This window comes from Pauljensenia hongkongensis, from assembly GCF_001746855.1.
Lineage (GTDB): Bacteria > Actinomycetota > Actinomycetes > Actinomycetales > Actinomycetaceae > Pauljensenia > Pauljensenia hongkongensis.
This window is the reverse complement of sequence record NZ_CP017298.1, coordinates 1,536,148-1,540,326: the sequence shown is the minus strand read 5'-3', so window position 1 is coordinate 1,540,326 and position 4,179 is coordinate 1,536,148. Positions and strand designations below refer to the sequence as shown.

At 71.6% G+C, this 4,179-nt stretch carries 3 protein-coding genes; all 3 read right to left on the bottom strand.

Annotated elements, in window-relative coordinates; translation table 11 throughout:
• Nucleotides 1-106: 106 nt before the first annotated feature.
• A complete protein-coding gene (locus tag BH719_RS06350) occupies nt 107-2,257 on the bottom strand; it encodes a hydantoinase/oxoprolinase family protein (RefSeq protein ID WP_009743985.1) in 2,151 nt (716 codons plus the stop codon).
• 258 nt (nt 2,258-2,515) lie between these two features.
• A complete protein-coding gene (locus tag BH719_RS06345) occupies nt 2,516-3,829 on the bottom strand; it encodes a C4-dicarboxylate ABC transporter (protein WP_009743984.1) in 1,314 nt (437 codons plus the stop codon).
• Nucleotides 3,830-3,878: 49 nt separating this feature from the next.
• The coding region (locus BH719_RS09685) for a hypothetical protein (RefSeq protein ID WP_173647183.1) at nt 3,879-4,179 on the bottom strand (301 nt) is incomplete at its 5' end.

Sequence of the window (4,179 nt, the reverse complement as noted above, 5' to 3'; positions counted from 1 at the left end):
CCCCGGCCAGCCGCCCGGCGCACGGGTCCGCGGCGAACTCGGGGGCGCAGGCGCCCCGGCACGGGTAGGGGAACGCGGGTGCCGCTGCTGCGGGCGCGGCCACGGCTCAGTCCTCCAGCCTGGTCGTGCCGATGACGATCAACGGCGCGGCGCCGTCGTACCCCTGCAGCTCCACCCCGGCCAGGGAGCGGATCTGGTCCTCGCTGGACAGGCCGGACAGGTTGATGGTCTTCCCGCCGACGACCAGGTGGAGGTTGGGGTAGTTGGCGCCGCCGTCGTTGTAGACCGTGAGCTCGTCGATCGCCTCGTCGACCACGGTGGCGGCGGAGGCCACGGTGGCGGGCCACACCCGCGCGTTGGCCTTCTGCAAGCGGATCACCCCGAAGGCGTCGATGAGGCGGACGGGGATCTTCGTCGAGGAGAGCAGCCCGAAGAGCCGCTTGCGCCTCACGCGGGCCGTGACCGCCAGCATCTGGTCCGTGCGCGCAGCGATCGTGAGCTCCTGGGCGGGCAGGTCGAGGTTCTCGGCCACGGTGGCGAGGAGCTCGCCGTCCCCGAGGGCCCCGTCCTCCGCCGTCTCCGCGCGCATCTCCGTGGCGCCCACCGCGACGGCGCGGACCATGTTGCGCTGGGAGTCGACCTCGACGGTCACCTCGACCGTGCCCGGAGCGGCGCCGGACTGGATGGCCTTGAGCTCGGCCTCCCTGCGGATCGCGATGACGTCCTCGTCCGTCGGGTTCACCACGGAGCGCTCCACCATGTCCCGCACCATCGCCATGGCGACGCCGATGGTGGAGATGACAGCGGCGTTGCGGGCCAGGCGGTGCCGGTGCCCCATCGTGCGGGCCAGGTGGGGGACCACCGCCGCCGCGCCCCCGCCCCCGCCGACGAACACCGTCGTGCGCGGATCCAGGTGGTAGTCGCGCATGAGCTGCGAGGCGACGGCCGCGTTCTTCTGCGAGGCGAAGGCCAGCACCGCCTCGGCGGCCTCCTCCACCGAGCAGCCCATCGACTTGGCCAAGGGGGCCCACGCGCGCCTCGCCGCCTCCACGTCCCCCCGCGCGTAGTCCTGGTCTCCCACGAGGCCCGCGATATTGGCCGCCCCCGCCATCGTGAGGCACACGCGGGCGCCCCCGTCGCACTCGACGACCGCGTACTCGGGGTCCCCGGGCAGTGGGCGCACGGCGACGAGGCGGGGGTTGGTGATTGTGCCGGCGTCCGCGTACACCTCGTAGTCGATGCCCGCGATGTGGGCGCTGCGCGGGCCCGTCCCCACCGCACGGCCGCCGCGGATCTGCACCATCGAGCCCCCGCCGATGCCCACGGTCCGCACGTCGAGGGAGCTCAGGTAGGTCTTGTGGCCGCCGACCTCGGCGTAGGTGACCATCACCTGGCCGTCCTTCACGCAGGAGATGTCAGTGGAGGTGCCCCCCACCTCGAAGAAGACGCCGTCGGTGAGCCGCTCGTAGCGCAGTGCCCCGGCCACCCCGGCCGCGGGGCCGGACAGGATCGTGAGGATCGGGCGGCGGCGGACCTCGTCGACCGTCATGACGCCGCCGTCGCAGCGCATGACCATGAGGGGGCTGGGGATCCGGGCCTGGCGGATGGAGCGCTCGGTCATCGTCGCCGCCTCCAGCATCTTCGGCATGATCGAGGCGTTGACCACGGCGGTGCGGGTGCGCACTTTGAGGCCGTAGAGCTTGGAGATCTCGTTCGTGGCGGTCGCGGGAACGCCGCGCTCGGCGCACCGGTCGACCACGAGGGCCTCGTGGGCGGGGTCGTCCACGCTGAAGGCCTCGGCGGCGACGACCGCCTGGGCGCCCTGGTCGCGCAGGCCGTCCAGGGCGGCGTCGATCCGCTCGGCCAGACCGTCGTCGGAGGCGTCGACGTACTGGTTGGTGGAGGGCAGCTCCTTGCCCTCCGCCAATTCGATGCGTCCCATCGTCGTGTCCGAACGGCTCTTGGCCCCCTGCAGGCCGGAGCCCAGGGTGAGGACTCCGACGGTCGCCACGTCCCCCTCCAACAGGGCGTTCGTCGCCTGCGTGGTCCCGTGGGCGATGAACACGACGTCGTCGGGCGCGATCCCCTCGGACTCCATGACCTGGTGGAGGGCCTGGACGATCCCGGCGGCCACTCCCTCGGGCGCGGAGTGGGTGGTGGGGACCTTCGCGCTCCCGATCACCTCGAAAGTGGTGTTGTCGATGGCAACGGCGTCCGTGAAGGTGCCGCCGACGTCGATTCCGATTCTTACGGGCATGGTTTCTCTCGTTTCGTTGCTGCGCCCCGAGCGGGGCCGACAGGCGGGGGCGGGCCGCCGTGGGGACCGGCCCGGGCGGTGGCGGGTGGTGCGCCGTCAGGCGGGTGCCGTCTGGGAGGCGCGACGCCCAGTGGGTGCGGGCGTGCCGGGGGAGGGGCGCCGTGGGGGAGTGGGACCGGGCGGGCCCGCGCTGCTGGGCGCCGCCCGGCCCCGTGCCCCGCCGATGTCGCCAGGCGGGGCCGGATGGGGGAGACGGCCTCAGAAGTAGAGGAACGCCCCCAGCAGGACGCCGATGGCCGACACCGCCCACAGGTAGGGGAGGATGCGCTTCGTGCACGTGTTGACATCGACCTCGCAGAAGTTCGCGGTCCACACGTTCTGCGTGTTCGTGGGGTCCGCGCCGGCCTGGATGCGCTCGGCGGAGAGGAAGGCCGCCATGACCGCCAGGGGGTTCATCGTCCCCAGGCCGGTGATGAGGGCGGCGATGCCCGAGCCCAGGCCGAACATGTTCATCGGGCCCCGGTACAGGGCCAGCGGCGCCAGAACGATGAAGAAGAGGATGTACGCCCAGCGGCCGGAGGGCACGACCGCCAGCAGGATGGGGTCCAGGACCTCTTTGACCTTCGGGTGGGTGACGGACAGGAAGAGGATGCCGATGCCGACCATGAGGATGACCGCCGGACCGGCGTCGGTGATCCCGTCGTAGCACGTCTTCGCCAGCGTGTTCATCGCCCGGCTGAATCCGCGCGCCGTGAACACCAGGCACCACACGATGCCGATCGTGAAGGCCACGGTGACGGGCAGTTTCAGCGCGGCGACCAGGACGATGGGGATCAGCGGGGTGAGCATCGCCAGGGCGCCGGTGACGCCCTTGAGCGCGCGCGTGTCCGAGGAGGGGCCGGCGGGGGAGGGGGCGGGCGCCGAGAACGCGAACTTGATGCCGTTGCGCGCGAACTCCACCAGGATGAACACGACGGTCGCCACGCCCGTGGCCGCGGCCAGGTAGAACTCGAAGCCCTGGACGACGGCGATGTCGAGGGAGAAGAGCTTGGCGAACACCTGCCAGTTGGCGACGTTGAGGGCCAGTCCCGTGGTGAAGGACATGAGGAACACGCAGGCGGCCGAGGCTGCGGGGATGCCCACGGAGATCAGGATCGGCAGGACGATGGAGCCCACCATGATGATGGACCCCAGGCCGGACAGAGTCGTGAACAGCAGCGCGGTGGCGACCGCCATGATGAGGGTGACGACCAGGGGCCGCCCGCCGCCCAGTTCGGCGCTCTTCTTGATGATGGTCTCCGTGACGCCGGTGCGGTTCATCAGCTGCCCCAGCCACGCGCCGAAGACGACGGCGATGATCGCGGAGGCCATCTTCACGGTGCCGCCCTCGAAGACGCCGTCGAGCAGCCCCGTGGCGACGCCCTGGTCGTCCTTGGCGATCAGCGGGACGCCGGCGATGAGGCCGATGACGACCGCCATGAGGGGCAGCGCCACCAGGGTGGGGAGTTTCTTGGCCATCATCAGTGCGGCGACCACGATGAAGGTCAGCAGGATCAAAATGCCCTGGATCATGGGTTTTCCTTTCGGAGTCGGGGTTCGGCGTCGTTGCCGGTTCGGTGTGTCAGGACGTGAGGACCGTGGCGCGCAGCGCGGTGGCCATGCGGGCGGGCTCTGCGGGGACGGCGTGGGTCAGTGGGATGACGCAGGGGGCGCGCCCGCGCAGCCGCAGCGCCAGCGTCCGCGCCAGGAGGGCCGTGAAACCCGTGGTCGAGGCGACTTCGCCGGAGACCAGCAGGGCGTCGAGGGGCACCAGCGAGACGACCGTGGTGATCACGTCGCTGAGGCGGCCCAGGAAGTGCGGCCACGAGGGGCGGGCGGGCACGGGGGCGGCCCCTGCCTCGTCGGCCCCGGCCTGGCCGGCG

Coding starts and splice junctions, on each gene's coding strand:
- BH719_RS06350 (WP_009743985.1), bottom strand. CDS start 2,257: ATGCCCGTAAGAATCGGAATCGACGTCGGCGGCACCTTCACGGACGCC.
- BH719_RS06345 (WP_009743984.1), bottom strand. CDS start 3,829: ATGATCCAGGGCATTTTGATCCTGCTGACCTTCATCGTGGTCGCCGCA.